This window comes from Rhizobium ruizarguesonis (assembly GCF_012349115.1).
GTDB lineage: Bacteria > Pseudomonadota > Alphaproteobacteria > Rhizobiales > Rhizobiaceae > Rhizobium > Rhizobium ruizarguesonis.
The window spans coordinates 16,461-41,213 of sequence record NZ_PQIG01000111.1; the positions used below are offsets into that span (position 1 = coordinate 16,461).

The following is a 24,753-nucleotide window of genomic DNA, read 5'->3' on the forward strand; positions in this document are numbered from 1 at the left end:
GGAGACAAGACGTTTTTAAGGATGGCATTTGGCCGTTTTTCCCGCTCTAAAAATGCCGGCTGAGCGCAAGAAGGCCTATCAGTCCGGTAGAGCGTCACGGAGGTTTCCCGCTATCGGTTTTCGGCGAGTTGCAGACGTTGCTTCGCAACGTATCCGCACTCTTCCCGACAAGGCGGCGACGCTGTAGAGTGGCGATGCGCCCAACCGTCCCGCCCGGAGGCTCCTAATGGCTGAGATCCTGTTGTTCCATCACGCACAGGGGCTGACCCCGGGTGTGCGCTCGTTTGCCGACGATATCAGGGCAGCCGGTCACATCGTGCACGCGCCTGATCTCTTTGACGGGCGCACATTCCCAAGCATCGAAGCGGGGATCGCCTATATCGGCGAGATCGGATTCGACGCCATGCGGGAGCGCGGCGTGCGCCTCGCCGACGAATTACCGCCCACGCTCATCTATGCCGGGTTCTCGTTCGGGGTGCTGCCGGCGCAGAAGCTGGCGCAGACACGGCCCGGCGCCCGCGGGGCTCTGCTCTTCTACTCCTGCCTGCCGATCAGCGGCGAGTGGGCCTTCGGACCCTGGCCAGACGGCGTCGCGGTGCAGATCCACGGCATGGACAACGATCCGATTTTCGTCGGCGAGGGCGACATCGACGCCGCCCGCGAGATCGTGGAGAAGGTCGAGGACGCGGAGCTTTTCCTGTACCCAGGCGATCAGCATTACTTCGCCGACAGCTCGCTGCCCTCCTATGATGCGGATGCAACCGCGCTGCTCACCCTCCGCGTGATCGAGTTCCTGAATCGTGTCTGATCCAGACATTCCGCGGGAGATCCGGTTTGGCGCTGGTATAGCCGACCTGAGATGGGAGCCTTTCATGCTGCAGCGCGTGCTTTCGGCCCGGAGCGGACTATTCGGACGCCACGCAGAAGTTGTTGCCTTCGGGATCATTCAAGACCGTGTAGCCATCTGCTTCCCGGACGAAGCTCGCTCCGAGGGATAAAAGCCGCTCTACCTCCCTGGCCCGATCAGGGGTGGCAATATCGAGATGAAGTCGGTTGCGGGCGGGACGTTCCCCCTGGCGAAGGTGGAAGCAAAGGCGGGTTCCGGGACCTTCGACCATCACGGTCGGGTCAGTCTCGGGTGTCAATCCGAGAGCGGCAAGGCGGGCCAGTTCTTCGTCGTCATATGGCATCATGTCGTAGCCATCGAGCGCCTCCGCCCAGAACCGGGCGACGCGCGAGGGAATGTCGCAATCAATGACGATTTCTTTCAGCCTTGCCATGGACCCTTCAAGAATTGTTGGGCCGGCGACGGCAAACGCGTTCAACGAGAGCGCCACCGATGGCCGGCAACAATGCGAAAAGCACGAGCTGCGGTGTCTCCGTCAGCGCCAACAGGCTAGACATGAGGAAGGCGACCAATAATCCTGCCAGCACCCCGGCTGCATAGGGCAGATAATCCTTCAAGAAAGCCTCCGTCTTGTGCTGATCCCAAACAGAAGGGGCATTGTTGGCTTGAGATAGAGATCTTGGCGGTATCGGCAATGGCTGGTTGCGGCCGAACCTCACGTCGTCCAATCGGTTTATGCGGAATGCCACCACGTTGGTTTACGGGACAGGTCGACCCAAATGACGTGAGCCGGTGCGCCTGATTTTGCAGGAGACGACCAATTTCTTTCGCGCTATGAAGACTGACCGCATATCCCCGCCACATCCGACACCGAGGTCCTTCACATGGCTTTGAAAATCCTTTTCGTTGGCGGTACCGGCCAGATTTCATATCCATGCGTCGAGCGCGCCGTTGCCGAGGGCCACCATGTCAGCGTCTATAATCGCAGCTTGAGAGGCGACCCATTGCCTGCGGGGGTTACCGCGATCGTCGGCGATCTCGCGGCGCCCGCCTACGCGGACTTGGCCAGGGCCAATTACGACGTCGTGTGTCAGTTCATTGCCTTTACACCCGATCAGATCGCGCGTGACATCGATGTGTTTTCCGGGCACTGCGGCCAGTACATCTTTATCTCTTCGGCCTCGGTTTATGAAAAGCCGCCGCGCCACTACGTGATTACCGAGCAGACCCCGGCGATCAACCCCTACTGGCGCTATAGCCAGGACAAGATTGCCTGCGAGACGCTGCTCAAGAACTCCCAGAATCTCGCCTGGACCATCGTTCGTCCCAGTCACACCGTTCGCACGGGCCTGCCGATCATGATGGGCGACAGCGATGTCATGGCGAGACGCATGCTGGATGGCGAGCCCACCATTGTGGCGGGCGATGGCCATACGCCCTGGACGCTGACGCGCTCGGTTGATTTCGCGGTGCCCTTTGTCGGGCTTTTCGGCAGGCCGGCGGCGTTGAACGAGATCTTCCACATCACCTCCGACCGCGCCCACATCTGGAACGATATTCAAACGGCGATCGCCAGATTGCTTGATGTCGAGGCCAGGATCGTACACGTGCCGACGGACACCCTTGTCCGCTACAATCCGGAGTGGGTTGGCCCGCTGCGGGGCGACAAGGCATGGTCGGCGATCTTTGACAATTCAAAGGTCAAAAGCGTGGCGGGCGACTTCACCTGCGCCGAGAGCCTCGAGGAAATTCTGGCGGAGCCGATCATGCATCTCAAGCAGCGCCTGACCAAGAACCGCCCGCCAAAGGGCGATCTCGATACTTTGGTCGATCGGATTTGCGCCGCGCAAAGCGCTCTCGGCTAGGCCGGTCCTCGTAGAGCAACTTTCCGAAAGACACGGCGCAGACGGTCGTGCCCGCGCTGATCACCCGGACTTGCGATGTCGCCGATCTCGACAGCCTGTCGGGTTGGCTGGAAAACAACCATACCCACCTGAACGGCGGATTGAGACTTGTGGCCGGCGACCCGAAGGGCCGGGCGAGGTATCACGGTATGCAGTTCACAAAAAATCCCAGCCTAAAACACGTCCTAAAACATGATGAAGGTCGCGCCGGCGGAGGATCTCGGCAATGATGGCCATCTGTTTGCCACTCCGATCCTGCAGGCCATGCTGTTCATTCCGCTTCCCTTCGTCGTTGCTCTTCTGCTGCTCATCCTCTTCGTCACCGTTCTCAGGCGCGACGAGGAGGCGCAGCCCAACCGGTCGTTTCTGGCACTGATCCTGCTTGCAGTGCTGCAATCCGTCCTCTCCGGCCTGCGTTGGGGCTACGGGGTGCAGGCGGTGAGCGTGATCGCGCCGGTCACCGCGGCGATGGTGCCGCCGCTTGCCTATGCCGGGGTTTCCAGTCTGGTGAGGACGAGCCGGCGGTCGCTGCCGGCGCGGATTACGCTGCATGCCGTGCCCGCCGCCGTCATCCTCTTGTTGATGGTGGTCTGGCGGGATGTGATCGATCTCGCGCTGGTGCTTGTTTTCGTCGGTTATGCCCTGGCGATCCTGCTTCTGATGCGGCCGGGCGCGGATGCGCTTCGGCTTGCGCCCTTCGAGGGAGCGGTGCCGGCCTATCGGGCAATCATCTTCGCGGCGGCGGCGCTATGCCTGTCGGCCTCGGTCGATATCTTCGTGTTTCTCGACTTCACTTGGGCGCATGGCGAGCATGCGCTGACGCTGATCAGCGTGAGCAACCTCGCCGTCCTCGTCATCCTCGGCATCGCGGCAGCCGCCGCCAGCCGAAGCCGGGCGCCCGCCGAGACGGCGGAGGCGGCGCTGAAGCCCGAAACGACGGAGGATAAGGAGACGATCGCCATGGTCGATGCATTGATGGACGCGAGGAAACTCTATCGCGACGCCAATCTCAATCTCGACCGGCTGGCCCGCAAGGCCGGCATTCCCGCCCGCCAGATCTCGACGGCGATCAACCGGGCGATGGACAAGAACGTCTCGCAATATGTCAATGACTACAGGATCGGCGAGGCCTGCCGGCTGCTTGCCGTGACCCAGAAATCGGTGACCGAGGTGATGTTCGAGGTCGGCTTCCAGACCAAATCCAACTTTAACCGCGAGTTTCGCCGCGTGACGGATATGACGCCGGTTGCCTGGCGGGAGAAGAAGGCAGAGCGGTGAGGAGCAGGCCCGACGGGGCTTTGGTCCTCGTCAGGTTCGCTTGCCTATAACGCCCAGATGGGTGTGGCTGAAGGCGGATGCGTATTTCAATCCATAACCCAGGCTTCGGTCAAAGCCGGCATGAGCCGCCAGAATGAGGGCGATCTGCCAGAGCAGGTCGATGCCCAGCAGCCAGCTCGCGCCGGCGAGCAGTATGGCCGAGATGTAGCTGTGAACCATATTGTAGACGATCGCTCCCAGCCGGGCATTGAGAGCATAGGCCGCGAAGCTGAGATCCGGCGTGAAGAACAGAATGGCATAGAGCCAGGGGTTGCCGCCGGAGACGAAATAGGCCGTTGTCGCGGCCGCCATGATCGCGAAAGCCTCGAGCCGCAGCACCTCACGGACGCCGCCGGTCACTGATCCTGCGGAAGGAGAAATGATGTTCGCTGCCTGGTTCATCGGTCCTGTTCCTTCATGACAATTGTCGCCGCGCTGCCGGCGCCCTGATGTGTGGATTTCCTAGCATGAACATTGCGGGTGCAAAATTCGCGATCGATGAATAAGCGTCATACATATTTGTATCTTTGGCTCGTAGGCACTAACGTTTTCGAATGCCGAAATCCCATTCGTCTGGATGGTCATCGCCGTACAATTCCGCAATTATGAACGACGTGCCGCGCCAGCCCTGCGCCGGGGGATGAGATAGGAGGTCGCTGCCACACACATATCTTCTCCCAGCGGGAAGAGGCGCTGGCAGGCGAATGAAGAGGTGAGCAGTGGAACTGCGAATGCTCGGAGCGTAAGCGAGGGCAATAAAGGGCGTGCCGTGTGGCCCGCTCATCCGACCCTCCACCGACAGGGAGGCTCGACCCGTCCCACGGACTCCCGGAGAAGAAGGGAGCAAGCCTCAGCCGCCGACAATTGCCGTTACCACGTACACAATCGCGATCGAGGACTGTCTGGAACGTGTTCGAGGTCGCAGTTCCGGCCGGATCGGCGATGCTTGCGGCATGAACACGACAACCGAACATGACCGTAACCTTGTCGCCAAGCTGAAATCGCTTTCGATCGAGCCCGCGGCCTTCAAGACAGAACCGCCGAACCGTCAGGCCCGGCGGCGCGTGATCCCTGTAGCAATGCTTGCCCTTGCGGCAATGGCATCGCTAGCGGCAGTGTTTCTTTATCGACCCGATAGGCTTCAGCGCATTGAGACGGTGCTGGCAGGTTTCGCGGGCAAGGATGGGACGGTGCTATCCGTTGGTGGAGCGGAGGTGCCGGCCGAGAGCGGCGCCGCCATCGAGCCGACACGGGTTTTGCCTGCTAATACGCCATCGGCACGGGCCTTGTCGCCCCGTGAGGTGACTGGCTCCGGTTATGTCGTCGTCGCCGACATCGCCACCGTCTTCTCCAAATATGAGGGGCGGATCGTCACTGTTGACGTTGAGGCCGGCGACCGGGTGTCGGTGGGGCAGGTTCTGGTGCGGCTCGATGATGCCGGTGCGCGCTTTGCGCTTGAGGGCGCCGAGATTGCCGGGCGGTCGGCGGAGCTGGCGCTGGCGGCAAAGAGTATTGATCTCTCGCAGGCGCGGTCTTCGCTCACGCGGATCGAGCGGCTGGCCGGGCGCGATGCGATGTCGGCGCAGGTGCTGGAGGAGGCGAAGACCGCGTTCGACACTGCCGAAAATGCTGCCCTGCAGGCACGGCAGGATGTAGCCAAGGCGGATCTCGATATCGACAGGGCGCGCGAGCAGGTGGAGGCGCTGACCGTCCGGGCGCCGATATCAGGCACAGTAACGCGGCTTACCGCGCATGTCGGCGACACCGTGCTGTCGCGCGAGGACAGCGTCCGGGAGAATGAAAGCCTGCTTGCGATTGCCGACATGGCGAACATGGTCATCGATGCCGATGTGGCCGAGGCGAATATCGCGTTGATGCGGCCAGGGTTGCGTGGCGAGGCGGTGCTCGACGGCTTTCCCGACCGGCCCTTTGCGGTGGAAGTATCGAAGATCGCTCCGATGATTTCGCGCGAGAAGGGGACGGTGACGCTTCGCCTGTCACTCTCCTCGCCGCCGCCAGACATGCGCCCCGCCATGGCCGCGCGCATCCGCCTTGTGGTGGGTGAGGCCGCAACCTCTGTTCCCACAGCCTCTCATCCCCCGGGCACCGGCGCACAGACGGGCGGACCTACGACCTTTCGGCCGCAGGCCGGGGATACCAGAGACCATCAGCAACGAGCAGAGCGATGACCGACACTCAAGAACCCTATATCGCGCTTCGCGGCGTCAGGAAGGCATTCAAGATTGGCGCGGAGACGATCCCGATCTTTTCCGGACTCGACCTTTCCATAGCCCGCGGCGATTTCGTAGCCGTCATGGGCCCGTCGGGCTCGGGGAAATCTACACTGCTCAACATGCTCGGCGGCATCGATAGCCCCGACGGAGGGGAGATCAGGATCGGCCGCAGCCATCTCGAGCAGATGGGCGAAGGCGCCAGAGCCGCCTGGCGGGCACACAGCATGGGCATTATCTTCCAGTTCTACAATCTGCTGCCGATGCTGAATGCGGGCGAGAATATCGAGCTGCCGCTGCTATTGAAGCCGCTCAAGCGGAAGGAGCGGCGGGCGCGCGTCGAGACGGTGATGGACCTGGTCGGGCTCTCGGGGCGGCAGCGGCAGTTTCCATCCAGCATGTCCGGCGGGCAGCAGCAGCGTGTCGGCATTGCGCGCGCCATCGTCAGCGATCCGGATCTCTTGCTCTGCGACGAACCGACCGGCGATCTCGACCGGAAGTCTGCAAACGATATCATGGAGATGCTCGGCTTTCTTAATCAAGAACTGCGGAAGACCATCATTATGGTGACGCATGATCCCGAGGCGGCTTCCTTTGCCCGGCGCACGCTGCATCTCAACAAGGGCGAATTCGTCGAGCAGGAAAGGTTGGCCCAATGACCTTCTTCCAGCTGATGCGCCGCAATGCCTGGCGCAAGCCGCTCAGGGCCACGCTTCTGATGTTCTCGGTCGGCGTCGCCTTCCTGATCTATGGGCTGACGGCGAGCTTCCTCAGCGGCTCGCAAGGGGCGGCCGGGGCGAGCGATACGCTGCTCGGCGTCTTCAACAGATCGGGGCGGGCGCAGCCGCTGCCGCTTGCCTATCTCAACCGGATTGCCGCCGATAGCGATGTTGCCGCCGTCGCCTATATGACGCGCATGCGGGGCTTCGTCGATGTCGAGAAGAATGTCGTGATGACGAGCGCGGTCGATCCACGATTGATCGCCGCGGCCAATGGCGACGAGCTCGGGCTGACGCCGCAGCTGATCGCTGCACTGGAAGAGAGCCGCGACCGGGTGTTGGTCGGGCGGGCGCTCGCCGAGGCACAGGGGTGGTCGGTCGGCCAGCGGATCGGCGTCACCAGCCAGGTGACGAGGGAAGGCGGCAGCCGCGATTGGAGCTTCGAGATCGCAGGCATCTTCGAAGGTGCCGATGCCAGCACCGACACCTATTTCATGATCGCCCGCTATGATGCCATCAATGAGGCGCGCGCCCGCGGAAAGGATACGGTCGATGGCTTCGTGGTGCGCCTGCGACCGGGCGTTTCATCCGGCGTGCTGGCGGCAAGGATCGACGCGCTGTTTGCCAATTCGGCGGCACCGACCCGCACTCAATCGGAAAAGCAGTTCCTCGAGGCTTTCTTGCGGCAGTTCGCCGATATCGGCCTGATCGTCAGCCTCGTCGTCGGCGCCGCCTTCGTGACGATCCTGATGATCGTGGTCAACACCATGCTCTTTGCCGTGAGGGAGCGAAGCTTCGAGATCGGCGTCATGAGGGTGTTCGGCTTTTCCAGGGGGCGGATCATTGCGTTGATCCTCGGCGAGACACTGTTCGTCTTCGCCGTCGGCGGGGCGGACGGGCTCGTTCTCGCCAAGCTCGCGACGCTGTTTGCCGGGCCGGAATTCGGCCTCGCCTTCACCTCGCCCGTGCTGCTGAAATCCGTCGCCATCATCGCCGGTCTCGGCCTCCTGACTGGATTGCTGCCTGCCGCCAATGCCATGCGCCTGCCCATCGTCAACGCCTTCAGATCGAGATAGTCCAATGTCATCAGCACTCAAGCAGATCTTTCTCATGATCAGAGTCAATCTCGGCAGCCTGCCGCGGCGGGTGTGGATCTCGCTGTCGATGGTACTCTCGGTGGCGCTCGTGGTGGCGGTGCTTGCGGGTTTTCTCGCCATGGCCAGGGGCTTTGAGGCAGCCCTTCAAGGCGCGGGTTCGACCGGCATCGCCGTCATTCTCGGCGGCGGCACCAACCAGGAGACCGGCTCGGATGTGCCGGCCGAAGCGATCCGCAGCCTGACCGCCGCAACCGGCGGGATCGGCGTGGCGCGGAATGCCGCGGGCGGGCTGGCGCCCGCCGGCGGATTGGCGCTGTCGCGCGAGATCGTCGTTCCCGTCGATGTCGTGAGGGCCCGCGACGGCGCAGAGCAGACGCTGTCGCTGCGAGGCATGGATCTGGCCGGCTCTGCTTTACGCGACCGTGCGGTGCTCTCCCAAGGGCGGCTGTTTTCGCCGGGCGCGCGCGAAATCGTCGTCGGCGCACGCATCGCCGATGAATTCTCCGGCTTCGCCGTCGGCGACAAGGTGCGACTCGGCGCGGTCGACTGGACGGTCGTCGGGCATTTCACCTCCGGCGGCAGCGCCTTCGAATCCGAGATCTGGGCGGATCTGGAGGCGGTGCAATCGGCCTTCGACCGGCAGGGACAGGTGCAGAGCCTGCGCGTGCGGCTTGCGGGGGCAGGCGGATTGCCGGTGCTGCAGGAGCATCTTTCCGCATTTCCCGGTACGCCGCTCACCGCCGTCTCCGAGGCCGATCTTTATGCCGCGCAATCTGAGCGCACCGCGAGCCTCATCCGCCTGTTCGGCTGGCCGCTGGCGCTGCTGATGGCGGTCGGCGCCACCGCTGGCGCTTTGAATACTATGATGAGCTCGGTCTCCGACCGCACCGTCGAAATCTCAACGCTGCGCCTGCTTGGGTTCGGCCGCCTGCCGGCATTTGCTGCGACCTGGGTCGAGGCCGTGGCTCTCTCGATATCAGGCGCCGCCCTCGGCATCCTCGCCTCCCGGCTCGCCTTCAACGGCTGGCAGGCCAGCACGATGGGCACCAACAACACCAAGATGGCCTTCCAACTCGACGTCACCACCGACGTCGCGCTCACCGCCGGGCTGCTGGGGCTTGCCATCGGCATCATCGGCGGAGCGTTGCCAGCGCTGGCGGCGACACGGTTGCCGCTGACCTCGGCTTTGCGGGCGAGGGGGTAGAGGCTGGCTGTCTAAACCTTCCGGACGGGTCACATCATCGCGGCGACCGTCCTGATCGGCCCGAAGGGACATCCGCTACAGGCGGAGCGCCGCCGCCTCATCTGTGCAGCCCACGGAAACTGTGGCATAACTGAGCCATGGCAATGAATGTCTTGGCGGTCCATCGCGACACGGTCGGGACGGAGCAGGCGCCAGGCAATTCGCTTGCCGCCGCCTATTCCGTGGGTGTTCTCTGCTGGCTGCTGTCGGCAGGCGTCTATATAGCAGCGAAATGGGTTTCTTCGGAGATGCCGCCCTGGGCGCTCTGCTTCTGGCGCGTTCTGATCGCCTTCGCGATCCTGATGCCGATCGTGCGCTGGCATTTCGGCGACATGGTCGCGCTGGTGCGGGCTCGCGCCCTCGAACTGCTTGCGATTGGCGGTGTGGGACTGGCGATCTGCCAAGGCATGATTTTCGTCGGTCTCGAACATGCCGATGCCACCACTGCCGGCATCATCATCGCCCTGATCCCGATCATCACCATGATCCTTGCCCGTTTGATGCTAGCCGAGCCGATGGGACGCTGGCAGGTGATCGGATCGATCTTGGCCTTTCTCGGGATCGTGGTCATCATCATCAAGGGCAGTCCGGCCGCGCTGATGCGGCTCGACTTCAACCCGGGTGAACTGTGGATCGTCGCTGGCGCGTTCTGTTTCAGCCTCTATACCGTCCTGCTCCGCCGCGCGAAATTCGATATGAATCGCCTTGCGCTCCTGGTGCTGCTGCTCGGCGCGGCGGTGCTGACGGCGCTGCCCTTCTACCTGTTCGAGCTATTCTCAGACGAGCGCTCGACGCTCAACGGCAGCGGGCTCATCGCGCTCGCCTATGTTGCGATCCCTGGCGGGGCGGTCATGTACTATCTCTTCAATCGTAGCATCGAGGCACTGGGAGCGGCTCGGGCCGGCGTCCTCCTTTACATTCAGACCATCTTCATCGCCGTGCTCGCCTATCTGATCCTCGGCGAGCAGTTGCAACGCTATCACCTCGAAGGCGCGGCACTCATCATCGCCGGCTTGCTTCTCATCATCCTGCTGAAGCCGAAGATCAAGGCCGAAGCGGCTACTGCATAATTCCTTAAATCGGAATCGATTTAAGGATAAAATTATGCAGCAATTCAAAGTGCTACAGCGTCCTTTGCGCGTCTGAAAAGACGCGCGGCGCTGTAGGGCCTGAGGTCTCCCCATCGCTGCGACATGGTTGCCGCTGACCTCGGCTTTGAGGGCGAGGGGGCTAGGGTTTCACCTTGGAGTGCGCCTTTCGCTTACGCTCAAGGCGTTCGTCGCTGGCGCTCCTCACGTCTTGAGCGCAAGCGAAGGCAAGAATCATATGGCGTACAGACCGAAGGCGACGTGCACCTCGCGCAAACACGCTGCGATTTATTCACCTCGAAGTCGCCGATTTCTCGGCCCAAGTTGTAACTTTCGTCACACCAGGCAATTGCCTGTGGAATGAGGCGCGCGAACCCGCCCGCTGCCCCATTGACAACATCTTATCGCCTTCTTGCCGTGGCCGGTTGCCCTCCGCCGCATCCGATCGGCCGATTCTGGGCGATCCCGGCGGCGACATTAGCGATCCGACGAACAGGGCAACATGGCGATATGACAGTCTACTATGTGAACTCAGCGACTGGCTCCGACCGCAACGGTGGAACGGGCCAGAACTCGGCTTTTGCGACTTTGTCCAAAGTGGAATCCTTAAAACTGAAACCCGGCGACAGCGTGCTTCTTGCCAAGGGGAGCGTGTTCAACGAGCAGTTCGATATCAAATATTCCGGCAGCGAGAGTGCGCCGATCAAGATCGGCAGTTACGGGACGGGGGCTGCGCCCGTCATCCACAGCAGCGGCGACGGCATCCACAGTCTCTATGCCTCGAACATCGTCATCGAGAACCTGAAGATAACGAATACAGCAGGTGCGGGCATCTATGGCGGCAGTGTCACGAACTGGACGGTCCGCGACGTCGAGATCGCCAAGACGGGATTGTCCGAAAACGCAGGCGCCGTCACCTTCCGGAGCAGCAAGAACGTCACGATCGAAGACAGCAAGATATCGGACGTCAGAGGCGACGGCTTCTGGATCGAAAAGGTCACCGGCATCAAGCTTCTCAACAATACCGTCACCAACGCCCATGGCGCGACGGCCGATGCCGTGCAGATGAACGACAGCAGCAACATTCTGATCCGCGGCAATCATCTCGACCAGACACATGCCGATAGTCCGAAGGGCGTCATCGCGCTCGTCAGGCCGGTGAATGCCGTGGTCGAGGATAATACGCTCACCGGCGGCAGCTTTGGCATCAGCGCGCAGGCCGGCAAGAATGTTGCCATCCGCGACAACGACATATCGGGTTTTCACGGCTACAGCTGGTCCTTTGCCGTCGGTCTCGGCGACACGGGCGATACGAGAGACTACGATATCGCGGGCAACCACATCCATGACGGCGCCTGGGGCGTGGTCATCTCCGCTGCCGGCAGCCCGAGCTATGACCGCACGAATATCAAGGTCCACGACAATGTCTTCGACGACCTCTCACAGGCAGCGTTGAAGGTGGACAGGCTGGCATCCGGCTCCTTTTCCAACAACACCATCGAGAGCGGCGTCAAGGCCACCAGCATATCGCCTGATATCGTCGACGCCCACACCTTCTCCGTCAGCAACAACCATACGGTTGCCAATGTCGAGACGGCGCTCGCGAGCCCGGTTGCCAAGACTGCCGCAGCGACGGAGGCGGCCGTGGATCCGGCGGTTGTCGCTGTCCATGACAATTTGAAGATCCTGACTGATACGGGCGCTGCCCATCATGGCAATCTCCTCGAAAACGACAGCTCGGACAATGACACCCTGGTGCTTCGGCGCTTCGGGGATGAAACTGTCGGCAAGCACGGCCTGACGCTGACCGGGGAATACGGCGACATCCACGTGGACAGAGAAGGCAACTATGCCTACACGCTCGATGAAACGAAGCTCCCTGACCATAGCGGACATGTGAGCGAGTCCTTCAGCTACGGGATCAATGATGGAAGCTCGCATCATAGCGATGGGGATACGCTGACCGTCTTCATCCATTTGGATGGCTTGCTAAGCTGAGGTGAGGGTGCCGGGAGCGGCGCTACGCCGGGAGGCGTTCCGTCCGGGGAGGCGTGGCTCCCCGGGGAAGCGTTGCTCTCGCCACCACATGGCTCCGCAGAGTTCCTCATCCGGCTGCCGCCGGGTGAGGGTAAGGGGCTGCAATACGGCCTCAACCTTTCCGGCTTGCGACTGACCTGAAACAGGACGTCTCACCTCCTGCGACCATACGTCGCCGAGGCGGACGATTACCATTCATTCACCTTTTGGTCGTTATTTAGTAGATTGTTTTCGTATAAGTTGTCATCTCCAGTATATCGCCTCCGCCAGGCGTTCTCGGGACCAAGGCAGGCCCACAGGGTCTGCCGACCGTCGTGAAGGCAATATCGAAGGCCATGGCCTTTAGCCCCGACCGCATCCGATCCACGCGTCGCAGCCGATTCAGACGGCTGCGCGGCAATTCGAGAACAAGGCGATATGACAATCTATTATGTGAATCCGGCGACAGGCTCCAATGGCAACAGCGGAACGAGCGAGGCCACGCCGTTTTCGTCGTTCTGGGCGGTGGAAAACTTGAAGCTGCAGCCGGGCGACAGCGTGCTGCTCGCCGCCGGAAGCGTATTCAACGACCAGCTCGACCTGAAATATTCCGGCACAGTGAGTGCCCCGATCACCATCGGCAGCTACGGTGTCGGCGATGCGCCAGTCATCCATAGCCCCGGCGACGGTATTCACAGCCTTTATGCATCGAACATCGTCATCGAGAATATCAAGATATCGGATACCGGCGGCGCGGCCATCTATGGCGGCTATGTTTCGAACTGGACCGTGCGCAATGTCGAGGTCGATCATACCGGCTTGGCAGGCAAGGCCGGTTCGATCACCTTCCGGACCGGCTCGAACATCACCATCGAAAACAGCACGATCAACGACGTGAACGGCGACGGCGTCTGGATCGAAAAAGTCAACGGCGTCAATTTTCTCAACAACACCGTCACCAACGCCCACGGCACTGCGGCAGATGCCGTCCAGATGAACGACAGCAGCAATATCCTGATCAGCGGCAACTACCTCGACCAGACGGGCGCAGCTACGCCGAAGGGCGTCATCGCGCTCGTTCGGCCCGTAAATGCCCTGGTCGAGGACAACGCGATTGTCGGTGGCGGCTTCGGGATCGGCGCGCAAGCCGGCACCAACGTCGCTATTCACGACAACGATATTTCAGGCTATGGCGGCTACAGCTGGTCCTATGCCGTCGGTCTCGGCGACCAGGGCGATACGCGGGACTACGATATATCGGGCAATTACATCCATGATGGCGTATGGGGCGTGGTGATCAGTGCCGCCGGGACGACCAGTTACGTTCGCGAAGATATCAATATCTACGGCAACGTTTTCGATGACCTGTCCTCAGCGGCGCTGAAGGTCGACAGGCCGGCATCGGGCTCCTTCCACGACAATGTCATCGCCAGCGATGTCACGCCCTACAGCATATCTCCCACCATCATCGCCGCGAACACCTTTCCCGTCAGCAACAACACGACGCTCGACGAGGCCCAGGCGACGATGCTTGCGAGCAGCGATAGTCACGCGGTCGGCGATGTGACGCACACGGACACGGCGCCTGCGCTTGTCGCAACCCATGACAGCCTGAAAATCTCGTCCGACCTGGACGCCGCCCATTATGGCAATCTCCTCGAAAACGACAGCTCTGCCAATGGCACCCTGCTGCTTCGCCGCTTCGACGGCGAGATCGTTGGCAAGAACGGCCTGACGCTGACCGGCCAATACGGCACCATCCATGTCGATAGTGATGGCGATTACACCTATACGGCCGATGCGGCGAAGCTCGCCGGGCTCAGCGGAGATGTGAGCGACACCTTCCACTACAAGATCTCCGATGGGACTTCGCTGCATTTCGACACGGATACTTTGAGCGTCTCCATCCATGTGAATGACTTGCTGAGCTGATAGGGATGCCGGCAGCAATTGGCGTTGCATCATCGCGGCGGCAGCCCGCCCAACATTTGCGAAGTCTCATTGATCGCCGAGCAGGATCCTGATGACGTCGACTTCGATTTCCGCGCAGATGATCTCGTATTCGGTGATGATTGCGGAATCGGCCGATCTATCCCGGCGCATGCGATCGAGGACGGCGCAGGCTTCGCCGTAGGCGCCGCATATTTCGTAAAAATGGGGCTGGCTCGCCGCGGCTGTTCTGATCGTTGCCCGCGTCGCAGGCAGCCTCATCATCAGCCTCGCCAGCCCCTGTTCCGCGGCTTGCCGGGTGATATGGGCTACGCCTTCTTTCCTGACCATGCCGTCATTCCTCGCTGCCTGTGTTTTCCCATTCAGGGGGTACGCAAGACCCAACCCCTGAGTAGTACGCAGGAATCCTGCATCTGGTTTCATACCGGATGAAGGATTTGCGTCGCAGTGCTGCGCGTCTTCGACCGAGCTCGGCATTGCGGGACAATTGGCACTGCAATCCGACAGCCGGTGCTACCAGCGCAGGAGGCGGGGCCCGAGCAGCGCGCCGATTGCACCGGTCAAGAGGATGCCGAGCGAATACCAGAGGGTGACGAAGGGCAGGCCGTTTTCCGTGCAAAACCAGGAATAGACCCAGGCGCCGGATGCGCCGGCGGCAATGCCGGCGATGAAGCCTGTGATGCCGAGGTTGCTCGGGGCGCCGCCACGGAGAACCCAGGTATTTGCGATCAGGATCGGCATGGCAAAGGCAAAGATCAGCAGCGGGCAATGCAGGGCGGAGGAGCCGAGCACCAGCACGGGATAGCTTGCGGCCGGCGACAAAGCGAGCTGGATGACCGCCATGACGGCGAGGGCGAGTATGATGGCCGCGGCAATTCCGAAAAAGCGGCCTTCCGAGCCATCCGGCCGGGACAGCCGGTAAACGGCTGCGAAGGCGGCGATTGCGAGCAGGGCATTGTAGGCGGACTTGATCCAGAAGACCGGCAGCATCAGCGCCTGCGCCATATCGGTGCGAAGGCCGACGACGATAAGCATCAGCAGCAGCGAGACTGCCAGAGCAGGCAGGATGGCGAGCGCGAAGCGGCGTTCGAGCGCATGTCTCGGCACCGGCTTCAGATCCCGGACAAGGCTGTCGATCACGTCCTCAGTCTCTCTCACATTCCACCTCGCAATCTTGCCGCCAGCGCCTTGATGCCCCTGTGAACGCCGACCTTGACCGCCGATTCCGACTGTCCGGTGCGGCTTGCCGTATCGGCCACCGACTGCCCCTCGAGCTTGACCTGCCGGATCAACTCCTGCTGGTGCTGCGGCAGGCCGTTCAACAGCCGTTCGACATCCATGCGCGCTGCAATCGCATCCTCCCTGAAGTCGTCTTCGATCTCCTCGTCCAGCTCCATTTCCGCCCTGTACCGGCCGCCATGCTTTCGGTGGTGGTCGATCAGCTTGTAGCGGGCAATCGAGAAGAACCACGCGGTGAACGGCCGCTCCCTGTCATAGGTCGCCCGGCGCGAATGCAGCGCCAGCAACGTCTCCTGCACGAGATCTTCCGTGTCGGATTTCGCCGTCGCGCCGATCCGCCCGCCGTAATAACCGACGAGCAGGGTTCGCAACGTCACGAGCAGACGCCGATAGGCAGCCTCGTCCCCGTCGAGGGAAAGAAGCATCAGCATCTTCAGTGCTTGTTCCGAATGGGTGCTCGTCATGTCGTCTGCAATATCATTCGGGTGGATGAAGCTTTGGTTACAGGCGGGTTCAAAAATCTTCCGGTGGCAATTCAAAGTGTACAGCGTCCTTTGCGCGTCTCGAAAAGTCGCGCAAAGGACGCTGTAGCGCTATCACATAAGCGTGAGGCTGTAACCGTCTTCGCAAGGGGTTCGAATTCAGGACTGTGAGCCGTCGGCGGGTGCCGGCGGACATGTCAATCGATCCGAGGAGACCCTCATGACCAAGATCCTTTCCAGCCTTGCCGCCTGCACCTTCGTCATCGGCCTGTCGCTTGCCGGCGCCGCCAGCGCCCAGAGCAGCGATGCCATGAAGAAAGACAGCATGAAGACCGACGCGATGTCGAAGGACGCGATGTCCAAGGATGTAATGTCGAAGGACGCAATGGCGACCGGCAGCACCAAGGCCGATTGCATGCACAATGCCGGCATGGAGAAGGACACGATGAAGAAAGACACGATGATGAAGGCCTGCGACGCGATGAAGTAAGTTTAGCCGCGGCCGCTGAAACTTTATCATCGGCGGCCGCGTCCTTTCTCGCGAAGACCTTTCATGTCGATCCGGAGGAACTACAATGGCCACGACCGATGCCGGCATGGCGAGCGGACGCATGCTCTTCTACCGCCATGACCTGCTGGTGCGCCTGTCGCACTGGGTGAATGTGCTGTGCATGACGGTGCTGCTGTATAGCGGCCTGCAGATATTCAACGCCCATCCGGCGCTCTATTGGGGCCAGTATGGCGCTGACGACGATCCGTCCTTCATCTCCATGGAGGCGGAACAGGAAGGCGATGTGCTGAAGGGTGTCACGCACTTGGGCGGATTGAGCTTCGACACGACGGGCGTTCTCGGGGTTTCGAATGTCGACGGCGAGGCTGCGGTGCGCGGTTTTCCAAACTGGCTGACCTTGCCGAGCTATCAGGATCTGGCATCGGGCCGGCGCTGGCATTTCTTCTTTGCCTGGCTGTTCGTCATCAACGGCTTCATCTATCTCGCTTATGGTTTTGTCAGCCGGCATTTCCGCCGCGATCTGCTGCCGGCGGCCGAAGAGCTGAAGCCTTCGCATCTCGGCCATGAGATCGTCAATCATGCCCGGCTGCGCTTTCCCAAAGGGCCTGAGGCCCGCCACTATAATACGCTGCAGAAACTCGCCTATGTCGCCGTGATCTTCGTGCTGCTGCCGCTGATGATCGGGACAGGGCTTACCATGTCGCCGGGCTTCGACGCGGTCGCCCCCTGGCTGCTCGATCTGTTCGGCGGCCGGCAATCGGCCCGCACACTGCATTTCCTGACCGCCTTCTCGCTCGTCGCCTTCGTCGCCGTGCATGTGGCGATGGTGCTGGTTTCGGGCGTGTTCAACAACCTGCGCTCGATGGTCACCGGTTATTACGACATCGGGCAGGGAGGAAAGTCATGAGCCGCATCATCACCAGACGTCGCTTCCTGATCGGCGCGACGATGACGGCATCGGCGCTGGGGCTCGCCGGCTGCGATGCCCTCGTCGAAAACGATCGAACGAAATCGGTGCTTAAGATCGCCGAAGGCTTCAGCATGAAGACGCAACGCTTCTTGCTCGGCGACGACGCGCTCGCCCGCGAATTCACGGAAGCCGATATCTCGCCGACCTTCCGGGCCAACGGCACGAGCATGCCGGATAATGCCCGCTATATCGACTGGATGAACCAGCGGTTTTCAAGCTGGAAGCTCGAGGTCGGCGGGTTGGTCGACAGGCCGATGCAGCTGTCGCTGGCGGATCTGAAAGCCCTGCCGGCCCGCACGCAGATCACCAGACATGACTGCGTCGAAGGCTGGAGCGCGATCGGCAAATGGACTGGCGTGCCGCTCGGAGCGCTGCTGCAAGCGGCCGGTCTGAAACCCGAAGCCCGCTACATTGTTTTCCACTGCGCCGACGAATACGAAAAGACGCTCGACGGCAGCGGCTGGTATTATGAGAGCATTGATCTGATCGATGCGTTCCACCCCCAGACGATCCTTGCCCATACCATGAACGGCCGCGATCTCGAAGTCGCCCATGGTGCGCCGCTCCGGCTCCGAGTCGAACGCCAGCTCGGCTACAAGCAGGCAAAGTACCTGACCGGCATCGAAGCCGTCGCCGATCTCAGCCAGCTTTACGGCGGCAATGGCGGCTTCTGGGAGGATCGCGGTTATGAATGGTATGCGGGCATATAGGCAGTGTTCTCCGACCGACATGCCGAACTTGACCTTTTCCTCGTGCCGGATTCCACGGCCGGAGGTCGTCGTGGTCGAGGGTGCGAAAATCCCGCTGCTCCCTCTCAGGCAGAGAGACCGATCGTGATGGTGGCGGACAGCACGCCGCCATCGAGCTTTTCGAAATCGAACATGTGATCGGCCGCATCCTCTGGAATGATACCGTCTTCGTCGTTGCGCGTATCGCGGGCAGGGCGCCCGAGATAATCAGGATGCTCGCCATAGATGATGTCGCTCAGCGCATCGTCGAAATAGATCTGGCTGACGAGAAGCTCCTTGCCGTCGACAAGGATGCGGCAATGAACATGCGGCGTGCGGCCCTTGTACCATCCGGGATAGGCCGTCAGGAAGCTTGCCTGCCCCTTGGCATCCGTCAGCTGGCGGCCGCGGAAGGCAAGACCGCTGATCGCCTCGACATCGCCGAAGGTACACATCTCCGCAGCCTCGCGGCCGGAATAGATGCCGCGTTGATCGGTATGCCAGATTTCGATATCGGCATTTTCGATCGGCCGGCAATCGGCGGCATGGACGATCCTAATGGCCAACCGCAAAGGCAGCCCGGCCTTTCCTTCCGAAACGTCCTGACGGGTCGGGACATTGTTGACATGACAGGGGCCAAGGGTCTGGGCGACGGTGACGACGCAGTTCGGACGGCTGCGGAAGAGCGGCTCGGGCAGCTTTTCCAAGGCGATCGACTTTGTGCCGCCGTTTACGAAATCGGTTCCCCTCCAGTCGAATGTCCGGGCGGCAACAGTGATATGCCGCCGTGGCCAGATTGCCGCCGCAGCCACGAATGATGCGACAATGGCCGTACCTCCAAGCACAAGGGTCCGTCTTTTCATCTATTTCCTTTCCTGAAGACGCAGGATTTAAGGAGGATGCGCAGGAAACTCCAATTAAATCCAGGCAATGATCGATGGCAACGCGATCATCGGCGTCAGATGTCTGCCGAGACAGTAGGCTGCGGTCCCGAAGCGGCGATTCCGTCCGGCGCATTGACGAGAAAGCGTATTCTGCCGATGCTAGCACACGGACGGGTTGCTCTAAGCCGTCCACTGGGATTCGTCGCGAAAATGCAGGGTAACGCTTTGAATTGTTGTGCAATTCTTTGAAACGACTCCAGATTTGAATTATGCAGAAGGTATCCGAAATTCGTTGCTGAGCCGGGGCAGAGGCACATGGAACCAACCCACTTATTCGAGCTCGTCATCGCGATGTTTCTGGCGATCATCGCGCTGCACTATGCCGCCCACCGGCTCGGACTGCCGCCGTCCGTCGCGCTGCTGACTGGGGGCGCATTGCTGGCCTTTGTACCGGGGTTGCCGGCGATATCAGTCGATCCGGAGCTGGTGCTCGTCATCTTCCTGCCGCCGTTGTTGATGGACGGCGCCTGGTCCATTGCTGTGGCGCGGTTGCGGCGGCATGTGATCGGCATCGCCTCGCTTGCCGTCGGCGCGGTGTTCTTCACCTGCGCGGTCGTCGCCGTCGTCGCCCATCTGATCTTTCCATCGATTCCCTGGGCAGCTTGCGCAGCCCTTGGCGCGATCGTTGCGCCGCCGGATGCGGTTGCGGCGCGTGCCGTGCTGCAGCGAGTCAGGCTGCCGCGGCGGCTTCAGATTCTGCTGGAAGGCGAGAGCCTCCTCAACGATGCGAGCGGCCTGGTGCTCTTCCGTTTCGCCGTTGCCGCTGCCGCAACGGGCGCCTTCAGCGCGGCGGAGGCGGGCGGCAGTTTCCTCGTGCTGGCGCTCGGCGGCGCCGTCGTCGGCATCGTCGTGGGAACGGCGTGGTTCAAGCTCGTCCGGCTCCTCGGCGACGAATATCTCATCATCGCAGCCTCGGTGCTGCTCGGCTGGATTGCCTATCTCGCCGGAGAGCAACTGCATGTTTCCGGCGTCATCGCCACCGTGACCGCGGGTCTGATCATGAGTTGGCACCAGCACACCGTGCTATCCGCCGCGATGCGCATGCGCGGCACCTCGTTCTGGACGGTGATGATCTTCCTGATGGAGGCGGCGGTCTTCATCCTGATCGGACTGTCGCTTCGCGATGTCGTCGAACGCGGCGGGGGCTTTACCACCGTGATCGCGACGATGGGGCTGCCGATGCTGGCGATCCTCATCGCGCTCGTTCTGGCGCGTTTTGCCTGGGTCTTCGCCTGCGATTTCGTCGTCAGGTTCTGTGCCGCCATGGGGTTTGCGCGCGCCCGGCCGCTCGGCGTCGGCGGCGCTGCGGTTCTCAGCTGGGCGGGCGTGCGCGGCGTGGTGACGCTCGCTTTGGCACTGAGCTTGCCCGAGGGATTCCCGGGCCGCGACTTCATTCTCGTCACGTCCTTCGCCGTGATCCTCGGCACCGTGCTCATCCAGGGCACGACATTGGGGCGGGTGATCGCCTGGGCGCGGCTGGTGGAGCCGGAGTCGGAACGGGCGCGGCTGACGATGAGCCAGGCCGAAGCCGCCATGGCGCAGGCACAGGTTGGGGTCGTCCAGAACCTGGCCTACGACGCGGAGGGAAAACTCATCCACCCGCAATTGCTGGAGCGTTACCAGCGCCGTGCCACGTCGATCATCGACTACGCCGAGAAAACCGAGCAATACATGCCGGTGCTCCATGCGCATTTCGACGTCATTCTCGAAGCGGTTGCCATCGGGCGTCGGGAACTCATACGCCTCCATCGCGCCGGCGAGATCGACGACGAGACGCTGCTGGAGCTGGAACGGGATCTCGATCTCGAGGAACTGAGCGCGATCTCGGCGAAGGCGTGAGGTTCAGCGCCTCGCGTCTTCGGCTTCAACGCATTGCGATATGAGGCTGAAACAAGCGCGGTCCGGACGCCGTCGCCGGGTGGCGTCCTGCTCTAAATGGCGATCTGTTCGCCGAGTTCGACGACGCGGTTGGATGGCAGGTTGAAGTAATCGGAAGGATCAATCGCCAAGCCTTCCAGCGCCATGAATATGCGCTCCTGCCAGGCGGGCAGCCCGGTGTTCGGCGTCCTGACGAGGTTCCGGCGGCCGAGATAGAAGGAAGTCCTCATGATCTCGAACTTGAAGCCGCCCTCCCGGCAGAGAGCCAATGCCCTGGTGACGTCGGGGTCATCCATGAAGCCGAAGGTGATATCGAGGCGCACGAAACGCGGCGAGAGCTGGCTGATCTTGATGCGTCTGATATCGGGGACATAAGGTTCGTCCTCCGTCCAGACGGTCAGGATGACGTTCTGTTCGTGGAGCACGTGGTTGTGCTTGAGATTGTGAAGTAGCACGTTCGGCGTCCGGTCCGGAACGCTGGTCAGGAAGACTGCCGTTCCAGGAACGGTGACGGGGGAATGGTCCGATTTTCGCTCGATCGACCTGATGAAGGAATCGAGCGGGATCTCGTTGTTGGCCCGCAGTCTCTTCAGATAGGCCTGGCCTCGGGTCCATGTCCACATCAGGATCATGATCGCCAGCGCAAGGGCGACCGGAACCCAGCCGCCATCGTAGATCTTCAGCAGATTGGCCGCCAGGAACATGACTTCGATGGTAAAGAGCGGCAGCAGCCAGGCGGCGGCGTGCACGAGGGAGTAACCCCAGACGACCCGAAGGAACTGGAAGACCAGCATCGTCGAGATGACCATGGTTCCCGTCACTGAGATGCCGTAGGCCGTTGCCAGCGACTCGGAGTCGCCGAAGGAAAAGATCAGCATCAGCACGCCGACCAGCAGGAGAAGATTGACGGCCGGCACATAGATCTGGCCGGTGTTGGTCTCCGACGTGAACTTGATCCTGAGCCTCGGCAGGAAGCCGAGGTGAACCGCCGAGCGGGACAGCGAAAATGCGCCTGTTATCACCGCCTGGCTGGCGATGATCGTTGCCATCGTCGCCAGGAGAACCATCGGCGGCAAGGCCCAGTCGGGATACATCAGAAAGAACGGGTTTCCGGCCGTTTCGGGATGGGCGAGAACCAGCGAGCCTTGCCCGAGGTAGTTCAGCAACAATGCGGGAAAGACGAGCACGAACCACGCCATCTGGATCGGGCGGCGTCCGAAATGCCCGAGATCGGCATAGAGCGCCTCAGCACCTGTCACCGTCAGAAAAACGGCGCCGAGCACGATGAGGCCGACGCTGCCGGCATGGGTGAGGAATAGGAATGCGTTGGCGGGATTGAGTGCGGCCAGGATCCTCCAGTCGTCGCCGATATGGATCAGGCCGCCCGCCGCCATGGCCAGAAACCACAACACCGTGATCGGCCCGAAAAGCTTGGAAACGGCGGCCGTTCCCCTCGACTGGACGGCAAAGAGAACGATCATGATCGCCGCCGACGCAAGCGGGACATATTCGGCAAAGGCGGGCGTGATCAATTTCAGGCCTTCGAGCGCCGACATGACCGACAAGGCAGGCGTGATCATCGCATCGCCGATGAAGAGGGCGGCGCCGATCAGGCCGGCGAAGAAGAGCACCGGCACGTTTCGCCCCATCTTCTTCACCAGGAGGGCGAGGAGCGACAGCGCGCCGCCTTCGCCGTCATTGTCCGCCCTGAGAAGGAAGAGCACATATTTGAAGGTCACGATAATGGTCAGCGTCCAGACCATCAGCGAAATGAGACCGATGACCTCGGGTTCGTGTATGCCATCGGCGGCAAAGGGCCTCAGCGCCTCGCGGAAGGCATAGAGCGGGCTGGTGCCGATATCGCCATAGACGACGCCGATCGCGCCGATGACCAATCCGACAAAGCCCTTCCGGCCGACGCCATCCCCCGTCTTATCCCTATGCGTCGACGCCATGCTTCCCCGCTCATGCCATTTGCCTATGAGCACAAACATATGCCGCATTGCAGAACGGCAAGCAAATTGATGCTGGTGCGAATTTTTTATGTGGGGCGGATGCGGGATGGGGAGGGTGGCCTTGTGATCGTCAATTCACATCCCCTTGTGATTGCGCTGTCGCATGATAATAAGGATGCATGACCTGCACCCTGAACCTTTCGAACTTCTATTACACGCTGCTCCCATAGAGCGGCGCAAGGTCATATTCCTGACACTCGAGACGCCGCACGGTCGGCGGCACGTGTGTCAACAGATGGTCTCCGGCCTCATCGGCCCAAATGGAGACCCTTGTGACACTATCCTCTCAGCCCACCGGACCCAGATCCGACTTTCTTCGCACTCTGAGCGAGCGCGGCTTCCTGCATCAATGCACCGACTTGGAAGCGCTCGACAGCTGGCTTTGTTCAGGAGCCGGCACGGCCTATAACGGCTTCGATCTCACCGCCGACAGCTTGCATGTCGGCCATCTCATTCCGATCATGATGCTGCGGTGGTTCCAGAAGACCGGTAACAAACCCATCGCTTTGCTCGGCGGTGCGACAAGCCGCCTGGGCGATCCGAGTTTCCGCGACACGTCGCGTCCTTTTCTCAGCCAAGAGCAGATCATGAAAAACTTGATCGGCATCCGGAGGGTCTTCGAGCGCTTCCTCGCTTTCGGGGACGGCCCGACCGATGCTGTCATGGTCAATAATGCCGACTGGTTGGGCGGGCTCAACTATCTCGATTTCCTGCGCGATATCGGACCATATTTCTCAGTCAACCGGATGCTCACATCGGAGAGCGTGCGCCAACGGTTGGAACGAGAGCAATCGCTGTCATTGCTGGAATTCAACTACATGGTCATGCAGGCTTACGACTTCCATGTCCTCGCAGAAAGCCGCGGCTGCCTGCTTCAACTGGGTGGCTCCGACCAGTGGGGCAATATCGTCAGCGGCGTCGAATTTGGACGGCGGATAGGCGGGCGAGCGCTGTTTGGATTGACTGCCCCGCTGCTGACGACGTCGTCGGGTGCGAAGATGGGCAAGAGCGTTTCGGGCGCGGTTTGGCTGAACGCCGATCGGTTGTCGCCTTATGAGTTCTGGCAATTCTGGAGAAATACGGGGGATGCCGACGTGGGTCGTTTTCTCAGATTGTTCACCGAGCTACCGTTAGGCGAAATTGCACGCCTCGAAGTGCTTGGGGATTCCGAGATCAACGAAGCGAAAAAGATCCTTGCCAACCAGATCACGAGCCTATGCCACGGGGCAGATGCGGCAGCGCAAGCTTCCGAAACCTCCCGGCGCACTTTCGAAGCAGGCGAGGTGCCGGCGGGTCTCCCGACAGTCAGACTGCCGGATAGCCTTCGCGGTGCATTTCCGCTGGTTGACGCCATGGTCGTTGCCGGGCTCGCCAAGTCGAAAAGCGAAGCACGGCGACTGATCGTCGGCGGCGGAGTTCGGGTGAACGGCGGCAGCATAAACGACGAGGCAATGCGGCTTGGCGACTGCGACATCCAGGACGGCGTGATCCGGCTGTCGATCGGCAAGAAGCGACACGTCCTGCTTCGGCCGGTCTAGCGTGGGATGCTCAATTCGGGGAGCGGGCAAACTCGA

General features: G+C 61.4%; 23 protein-coding genes and 1 pseudogene. 16 read left to right on the plus strand and 8 right to left on the minus strand.

The window, feature by feature from the left end:
* Positions 1 to 226: 226 nt before the first annotated feature.
* Positions 227 to 808: a dienelactone hydrolase family protein gene (locus C3Y91_RS29790; protein WP_018074385.1), complete on the plus strand. Its 582-nt coding sequence runs from the start codon at positions 227 to 229 to the stop codon at positions 806 to 808.
* A gap of 97 nt (positions 809 to 905) precedes the next feature.
* Here the strand turns inward: C3Y91_RS29790 and C3Y91_RS29795 are convergent, their stop codons facing one another.
* The gene (locus C3Y91_RS29795) at positions 906 to 1,280 is read right to left on the minus strand and encodes a VOC family protein (protein ID WP_018074386.1); all 375 of its coding nucleotides are present in this window, start codon (positions 1,278 to 1,280) and stop codon (positions 906 to 908) included.
* A gap of 7 nt (positions 1,281 to 1,287) precedes the next feature.
* The gene (locus C3Y91_RS29800; protein WP_018074387.1) at positions 1,288 to 1,464 is read right to left on the minus strand and encodes a hypothetical protein; all 177 of its coding nucleotides are present in this window, start codon (positions 1,462 to 1,464) and stop codon (positions 1,288 to 1,290) included.
* Between the two features lie 267 nt (positions 1,465 to 1,731).
* Here C3Y91_RS29800 and C3Y91_RS29805 point away from each other — a divergent pair, with 267 nt between their 5' ends.
* The 3 genes and pseudogenes from C3Y91_RS29805 (at position 1,732) to C3Y91_RS29810 (ending at position 4,029) form a co-directional block, all read left to right on the plus strand.
* Positions 1,732 to 2,712, plus strand: a complete 981-nt coding sequence (locus C3Y91_RS29805; RefSeq protein WP_130655817.1) for an SDR family oxidoreductase — start codon at positions 1,732 to 1,734, stop codon at positions 2,710 to 2,712.
* A gap of 47 nt (positions 2,713 to 2,759) precedes the next feature.
* Complete coding sequence (locus C3Y91_RS38620; protein ID WP_318030781.1) at positions 2,760 to 2,981, plus strand: hypothetical protein; 222 nt, start codon at positions 2,760 to 2,762, stop codon at positions 2,979 to 2,981.
* Positions 2,978 to 4,029 (plus strand): annotated as a pseudogene (locus C3Y91_RS29810) (helix-turn-helix domain-containing protein). The gene C3Y91_RS38620 and the pseudogene C3Y91_RS29810 overlap by 4 nt, the downstream one beginning before the upstream one ends.
* Before the next feature lie 30 nt (positions 4,030 to 4,059).
* Here C3Y91_RS29810 and C3Y91_RS29815 read toward each other — a convergent pair.
* Complete coding sequence (locus C3Y91_RS29815) at positions 4,060 to 4,470, minus strand: DUF4260 domain-containing protein (protein ID WP_024322449.1); 411 nt, start codon at positions 4,468 to 4,470, stop codon at positions 4,060 to 4,062.
* Positions 4,471 to 5,021: 551 nt separating this feature from the next.
* On the opposite strand from C3Y91_RS29815, the gene C3Y91_RS29820 reads away from it, so the two are divergent.
* The 7 genes from C3Y91_RS29820 (at position 5,022) to C3Y91_RS29850 (ending at position 14,394) form a co-directional block, all read left to right on the plus strand.
* On the plus strand, positions 5,022 to 6,257 hold the full coding sequence (locus C3Y91_RS29820; protein ID WP_246780238.1) for an efflux RND transporter periplasmic adaptor subunit: 1,236 nt from the start codon (positions 5,022 to 5,024) through the stop codon (positions 6,255 to 6,257).
* Positions 6,254 to 6,958 carry an ABC transporter ATP-binding protein gene (locus C3Y91_RS29825; protein ID WP_024322447.1) on the plus strand — a complete coding sequence of 235 codons (705 nt, stop codon included), beginning with the start codon at positions 6,254 to 6,256 and terminating at the stop codon, positions 6,956 to 6,958. The genes C3Y91_RS29820 and C3Y91_RS29825 overlap by 4 nt, the downstream gene beginning before the upstream one ends.
* Complete coding sequence (locus C3Y91_RS29830) at positions 6,955 to 8,094, plus strand: ABC transporter permease (RefSeq protein ID WP_168576134.1); 1,140 nt, start codon at positions 6,955 to 6,957, stop codon at positions 8,092 to 8,094. Before C3Y91_RS29825 ends, C3Y91_RS29830 begins: the two co-directional genes overlap by 4 nt.
* A gap of 4 nt (positions 8,095 to 8,098) precedes the next feature.
* Positions 8,099 to 9,319 carry an ABC transporter permease gene (locus C3Y91_RS29835; RefSeq protein ID WP_168576135.1) on the plus strand — a complete coding sequence of 407 codons (1,221 nt, stop codon included), beginning with the start codon at positions 8,099 to 8,101 and terminating at the stop codon, positions 9,317 to 9,319.
* Positions 9,320 to 9,456: 137 nt separating this feature from the next.
* Positions 9,457 to 10,428, plus strand: a complete 972-nt coding sequence (locus C3Y91_RS29840) for a DMT family transporter (RefSeq protein WP_168576136.1) — start codon at positions 9,457 to 9,459, stop codon at positions 10,426 to 10,428.
* 528 nt (positions 10,429 to 10,956) lie between these two features.
* Positions 10,957 to 12,444 (plus strand): right-handed parallel beta-helix repeat-containing protein, encoded by a 1,488-nt coding sequence (locus C3Y91_RS29845; protein ID WP_168576137.1) that lies wholly within the window; start codon positions 10,957 to 10,959, stop codon positions 12,442 to 12,444.
* A 456-nt stretch (positions 12,445 to 12,900) separates the two neighbouring features.
* On the plus strand, positions 12,901 to 14,394 hold the full coding sequence (locus C3Y91_RS29850; RefSeq protein WP_164567481.1) for a right-handed parallel beta-helix repeat-containing protein: 1,494 nt from the start codon (positions 12,901 to 12,903) through the stop codon (positions 14,392 to 14,394).
* Between the two features lie 66 nt (positions 14,395 to 14,460).
* On the opposite strand, the gene C3Y91_RS29855 is transcribed toward C3Y91_RS29850, so the two are convergent.
* The 3 genes from C3Y91_RS29855 to C3Y91_RS29865 all read right to left on the minus strand — a co-directional run bounded on the left by C3Y91_RS29855 (position 14,461) and on the right by C3Y91_RS29865 (position 16,115).
* Positions 14,461 to 14,742 (minus strand): nodulation protein, encoded by a 282-nt coding sequence (locus tag C3Y91_RS29855; RefSeq protein WP_130655809.1) that lies wholly within the window; start codon positions 14,740 to 14,742, stop codon positions 14,461 to 14,463.
* A gap of 183 nt (positions 14,743 to 14,925) precedes the next feature.
* Positions 14,926 to 15,570 (minus strand): NrsF family protein, encoded by a 645-nt coding sequence (locus C3Y91_RS29860; protein ID WP_024322440.1) that lies wholly within the window; start codon positions 15,568 to 15,570, stop codon positions 14,926 to 14,928.
* A complete protein-coding gene (locus C3Y91_RS29865) occupies positions 15,567 to 16,115 on the minus strand; it encodes a sigma-70 family RNA polymerase sigma factor (protein WP_075224000.1) in 549 nt (182 codons plus the stop codon). The genes C3Y91_RS29860 and C3Y91_RS29865 overlap by 4 nt, the downstream gene beginning before the upstream one ends.
* Before the next feature lie 238 nt (positions 16,116 to 16,353).
* Between C3Y91_RS29865 and C3Y91_RS29870 the strand changes: the two genes are divergently transcribed.
* The 3 genes from C3Y91_RS29870 to C3Y91_RS29880 all read left to right on the plus strand — a co-directional run bounded on the left by C3Y91_RS29870 (position 16,354) and on the right by C3Y91_RS29880 (position 18,324).
* Positions 16,354 to 16,623: a pentapeptide MXKDX repeat protein gene (locus tag C3Y91_RS29870; RefSeq protein WP_130760834.1), complete on the plus strand. Its 270-nt coding sequence runs from the start codon at positions 16,354 to 16,356 to the stop codon at positions 16,621 to 16,623.
* An 85-nt stretch (positions 16,624 to 16,708) separates the two neighbouring features.
* Complete coding sequence (locus C3Y91_RS29875) at positions 16,709 to 17,551, plus strand: cytochrome b/b6 domain-containing protein (protein ID WP_130760833.1); 843 nt, start codon at positions 16,709 to 16,711, stop codon at positions 17,549 to 17,551.
* Positions 17,548 to 18,324 (plus strand): molybdopterin-binding protein, encoded by a 777-nt coding sequence (locus tag C3Y91_RS29880; RefSeq protein WP_018074402.1) that lies wholly within the window; start codon positions 17,548 to 17,550, stop codon positions 18,322 to 18,324. Before C3Y91_RS29875 ends, C3Y91_RS29880 begins: the two co-directional genes overlap by 4 nt.
* 104 nt (positions 18,325 to 18,428) lie before the next feature.
* On the opposite strand, the gene C3Y91_RS29885 is transcribed toward C3Y91_RS29880, so the two are convergent.
* Positions 18,429 to 19,205, minus strand: a complete 777-nt coding sequence (locus C3Y91_RS29885) for a dioxygenase family protein (RefSeq protein ID WP_130775509.1) — start codon at positions 19,203 to 19,205, stop codon at positions 18,429 to 18,431.
* A gap of 336 nt (positions 19,206 to 19,541) precedes the next feature.
* On the opposite strand from C3Y91_RS29885, the gene C3Y91_RS29890 reads away from it, so the two are divergent.
* Positions 19,542 to 21,125: a Na+/H+ antiporter gene (locus C3Y91_RS29890; RefSeq protein WP_018074404.1), complete on the plus strand. Its 1,584-nt coding sequence runs from the start codon at positions 19,542 to 19,544 to the stop codon at positions 21,123 to 21,125.
* Between the two features lie 92 nt (positions 21,126 to 21,217).
* Here C3Y91_RS29890 and C3Y91_RS29895 read toward each other — a convergent pair whose 3' ends face one another.
* Positions 21,218 to 23,119: a potassium transporter Kup gene (locus C3Y91_RS29895; protein WP_024322433.1), complete on the minus strand. Its 1,902-nt coding sequence runs from the start codon at positions 23,117 to 23,119 to the stop codon at positions 21,218 to 21,220.
* 332 nt (positions 23,120 to 23,451) lie between these two features.
* On the opposite strand from C3Y91_RS29895, the gene tyrS reads away from it, so the two are divergent.
* Complete coding sequence (gene tyrS / locus C3Y91_RS29900; protein ID WP_024322432.1) at positions 23,452 to 24,717, plus strand: tyrosine--tRNA ligase; 1,266 nt, start codon at positions 23,452 to 23,454, stop codon at positions 24,715 to 24,717.
* Positions 24,718 to 24,753 lie beyond the last annotated feature (36 nt).

Coding starts and splice junctions, on each gene's coding strand:
- C3Y91_RS29790 (WP_018074385.1), top strand. CDS start 227: ATGGCTGAGATCCTGTTGTTCCATCACGCACAGGGGCTGACCCCGGGT.
- C3Y91_RS29825 (WP_024322447.1), top strand. CDS start 6,254: ATGACCGACACTCAAGAACCCTATATCGCGCTTCGCGGCGTCAGGAAG.
- C3Y91_RS29795 (WP_018074386.1), bottom strand. CDS start 1,280: ATGGCAAGGCTGAAAGAAATCGTCATTGATTGCGACATTCCCTCGCGC.
- C3Y91_RS29895 (WP_024322433.1), bottom strand. CDS start 23,119: ATGGCGTCGACGCATAGGGATAAGACGGGGGATGGCGTCGGCCGGAAG.
- C3Y91_RS29875 (WP_130760833.1), top strand. CDS start 16,709: ATGGCCACGACCGATGCCGGCATGGCGAGCGGACGCATGCTCTTCTAC.
- C3Y91_RS29820 (WP_246780238.1), top strand. CDS start 5,022: ATGAACACGACAACCGAACATGACCGTAACCTTGTCGCCAAGCTGAAA.
- C3Y91_RS29850 (WP_164567481.1), top strand. CDS start 12,901: ATGACAATCTATTATGTGAATCCGGCGACAGGCTCCAATGGCAACAGC.
- C3Y91_RS29835 (WP_168576135.1), top strand. CDS start 8,099: ATGTCATCAGCACTCAAGCAGATCTTTCTCATGATCAGAGTCAATCTC.
- C3Y91_RS29855 (WP_130655809.1), bottom strand. CDS start 14,742: ATGGTCAGGAAAGAAGGCGTAGCCCATATCACCCGGCAAGCCGCGGAA.
- C3Y91_RS29805 (WP_130655817.1), top strand. CDS start 1,732: ATGGCTTTGAAAATCCTTTTCGTTGGCGGTACCGGCCAGATTTCATAT.
- C3Y91_RS29880 (WP_018074402.1), top strand. CDS start 17,548: ATGAGCCGCATCATCACCAGACGTCGCTTCCTGATCGGCGCGACGATG.
- C3Y91_RS29865 (WP_075224000.1), bottom strand. CDS start 16,115: ATGACGAGCACCCATTCGGAACAAGCACTGAAGATGCTGATGCTTCTT.
- C3Y91_RS29870 (WP_130760834.1), top strand. CDS start 16,354: ATGACCAAGATCCTTTCCAGCCTTGCCGCCTGCACCTTCGTCATCGGC.
- C3Y91_RS29815 (WP_024322449.1), bottom strand. CDS start 4,470: ATGAACCAGGCAGCGAACATCATTTCTCCTTCCGCAGGATCAGTGACC.
- C3Y91_RS29840 (WP_168576136.1), top strand. CDS start 9,457: ATGGCAATGAATGTCTTGGCGGTCCATCGCGACACGGTCGGGACGGAG.
- C3Y91_RS29890 (WP_018074404.1), top strand. CDS start 19,542: ATGGAACCAACCCACTTATTCGAGCTCGTCATCGCGATGTTTCTGGCG.
- C3Y91_RS29845 (WP_168576137.1), top strand. CDS start 10,957: ATGACAGTCTACTATGTGAACTCAGCGACTGGCTCCGACCGCAACGGT.
- C3Y91_RS29885 (WP_130775509.1), bottom strand. CDS start 19,205: ATGAAAAGACGGACCCTTGTGCTTGGAGGTACGGCCATTGTCGCATCA.
- C3Y91_RS29830 (WP_168576134.1), top strand. CDS start 6,955: ATGACCTTCTTCCAGCTGATGCGCCGCAATGCCTGGCGCAAGCCGCTC.